Here is a 2,809-nt window from a genome sequence, read left to right as displayed (position 1 = left end):
CCAGCCCTGAAGCATGACCGAGCCTCCCCAGCAACGGCGCCGTCGGGCAGGGCGTTGAGGAATTTGGTTGTCGCAAAAGCAGGGCTAGACATTCGCGCGGGACTTCGGCAGGATAGCGTCGGCAGAGTGGGTCTGCCCCGAAGCCGACGGAGGTCCCGCCATGGGCGATGCAGAGCAAGGCGTCTGGGTGCAGAGCGGGCGGGCGTTCAGCGCCGGGGAGATCGCGCAGATTCGCGCGACAGTCGCCTGGCTGCCGAAGCTTCCGCGCACGGAGGTCGCGGCGACGGTGTGCGAGCACCTGTGCTGGCATACCGCGACCGGGACGCCGAAGGTGCATGCCTGCGGGCAGTTGCTCGCGCGCCTGGAGACCGCCGGCCTGGTGCAGTTGCCGGCGTTGCGTGCGAGTCCGCCGCGGCGCAGGCCGCCGCCGGCGCCGCCCGCAACCGTGGCGGGGTCCGAGGCGCCACTGAGCGGGTCGTTCTCGGCGCTGGGGCCGGTGCAGCTGGAGGTGGTGCACACCCCCGCGCAGGTGGCACAGTGGAAACGCGCCGTGGCCTGCCATCACCCGTTGGGCGAGCGTGGCGGCTTTGGCTACCGGCTGCGCTACTTCATTGTCGCCGGCGAGCGCACGCTCGGCTGCGTGATGTTGGCCGGTGCCGCGCGGGCCTTGGCGGTGCGCGATGCCTGGATCGGTTGGGATGCGTCGCGGCGCAGCGCCAACCTGATGCGGGTGCTCAACAACAACCGCTTCCTGATCTTCCCGCAGGTGCAGGTCCCGCATCTGGCCAGCCACGTGCTCGGGCAACTGGCGCGGCGGGTGGCGGCGGATTGGCGGGCGCACTGGGGCTTCACGCCGCTGCTGCTGGAGACCTTCGTCGATCCGCAACGCTACCGCGGCACCTGCTACCGCGCCGCCGGTTGGCAGGTGCTCGGGCAGAGCAGCGGGCGCGGTCTGGCGCGCCCCGGCAAGACCTATCAAAGCCATCCGCGGCTGGTGCTGGTCAAGCCGTTGCAGGCCGACTGGCGTGAGCGCCTATGCAACGCGACGCCCGAGCAGCCATGAGCAAGCCCTGCCGTCGCCCCAAGCGCGCCACGATCAAGGCCGAGCGCCGCGCCAAGCGCGCGCAGGAGCAGGCGTTGCGTGAGCACCCGCGCCAAGCCGGCCAGGCGCCGCCGGCCGCGACCGCGCGGCCCAATCGGCTCTCGACCTACGCCGACATCGCCGAGGAACAGCAGGCGCGCGAGGCGGCGGTGAGCGGACAGCTCGGCCTCTTGCGCAACCACCTGCCGCTGCTGCTCGCGCGCTTGGCGCGCATCCCCGATGCGCGCAACCCACGCAAATGTCGGCACAAGCTCACGGTCTTGCTGCTCTACGGGTTGTTGATGTTCGTGTTCCAGTTTGCCTCGCGCCGCGCGGTCAACCGCGAGCTGACCCGCCCGCAGTTCGAGGCCAACCTGCGCCTCTTGTTTCCCGAGTTGGAGACGCTGCCGCATGCCGACACCCTGTATCGGCTGCTGGCGAAGATCGACGTCGGCGCCATCGAGGCGGCGCACGTCGCGCTAGTACAACGGCTGCTGCGCGGCAAGACGTTTCGCCGCTACCTGATCAACAACTGCTACCCGATCGCCATCGACGGCTCGCAAAAGCTCGCCCGCGATGTCTGCTTCGACGCGCCGCTGCTCGCGCGCACCCACGGCACGGGCGAGCAGGCGCGCACGCAGTATTACGTCTACGTGCTCGAGGCCAGCCTCGCGTTTCGTGACGGCTTGGTGATCCCGCTGCTGAGCGAGTTTCTCGACCACGCCCAAGGCGATACCGACAATGACAAGCAGGACTGCGAGCTGCGCGCGTGCCAGCGCCTGTGCGAGCGGCTCAAGCGTTACTTCCCGCGTCTGCCGATCCTGCTGCTGCTCGACGGGCTCTATGCCAACGGTCCACTGATGCGCCGCTGCGCCGCGTACCACTGGCAGTTTCTGATCGTGCTCCGGGACAACAGCCTGAGCACCGTGTGGGAGGAATTCCACGCGCTCTCGGCGTTGACGCCCGACAACCGCCACCAACAGCACTGGGGCGGGCGCGCCCAGCACTTCACCTGGGTCAACGACATCGACTACAGCTTCCGCGAGGACGCCACCCACCACCGCCTGCGCCTGCATGTGGTCGTCTGCGAAGAGACCTGGCAAGCGGTCGATGCGCACGGCGTGCTCCTCGACAAGCAGGCCCGCCATGCCTGGCTGTCCAGCCGCCCGCTCTCGGCGGCCAATGTGCACCAGCGCTGCAACCTCGCCGCGCGCCACCGCTGGGGCATCGAGGCCGGCTTCCTGGTGGAGAAGCACCAGGGCTACCACTACGAGCATGCCTTCGCGCTCGACTTCAACGCCCTGCGCGGCTACCACCTGCTCATGCGCATGGCGCATTTGTTCAATACCCTCGCGCGGTTCGCCGAGCACATGCAGCGCTTCTACCGCACCCTCGGCGTGCGCCCGACGCTCGACTTCATCCGCCAAAGCTGCGCCGGCCCTTGGCTCGACCCGACGCGCATCCGTGCGCTGCTCGCCACGCCGCCGCGCCTGCGCCTGCAGCTCGAATAGCCGTCTGATCCGTCAGCCCAGGCGGCCTGCGCGATGCGCTTCGCGGCGCAGGACCGCCATCGCCGTGGCGCTGCTGCCACACGGACAACGACAGTGAAAACCGCATCAGCGGCCACGCATCAACCGCCCCGTGACGCCGCTCAACGGCTCGGCGACATCCGACATCACCGCGCCGACGCCACCGGCTGCGCCGGTGGCCGATCATGCTTCAGGGCTG

2 protein-coding genes are annotated in these 2,809 nt (G+C 69.4%); both read left to right on the top strand.

Annotated features, from left to right (window positions below):
• Positions 1-160: 160 nt before the first annotated feature.
• Positions 161-1,063, top strand: a complete 903-nt coding sequence (locus CKO31_RS25450; protein WP_200243529.1) for a Druantia anti-phage system protein DruA — start codon at positions 161-163, stop codon at positions 1,061-1,063.
• Positions 1,060-2,592, top strand: a complete 1,533-nt coding sequence (locus CKO31_RS25445; protein ID WP_200243526.1) for a transposase family protein — start codon at positions 1,060-1,062, stop codon at positions 2,590-2,592. The genes CKO31_RS25450 and CKO31_RS25445 overlap by 4 nt, the downstream gene beginning before the upstream one ends.
• The last annotated feature ends 217 nt before the right edge of the window (positions 2,593-2,809 follow it).

Origin of the sequence: Thiohalocapsa halophila (assembly GCF_016583825.1) — a bacterium.
GTDB classification, from domain to species: Bacteria; Pseudomonadota; Gammaproteobacteria; order Chromatiales; family Chromatiaceae; genus Thiohalocapsa; species Thiohalocapsa halophila.
This window is presented reverse-complemented; position numbering and strand designations above follow the sequence as displayed.

What these genes read in the sequence shown, in the direction of transcription:
- CKO31_RS25450 (WP_200243529.1), top strand. Translation starts at nt 161, where the DNA reads ATGGGCGATGCAGAGCAAGGCGTCTGGGTGCAGAGCGGGCGGGCGTTC.
- CKO31_RS25445 (WP_200243526.1), top strand. Translation starts at nt 1,060, where the DNA reads ATGAGCAAGCCCTGCCGTCGCCCCAAGCGCGCCACGATCAAGGCCGAG.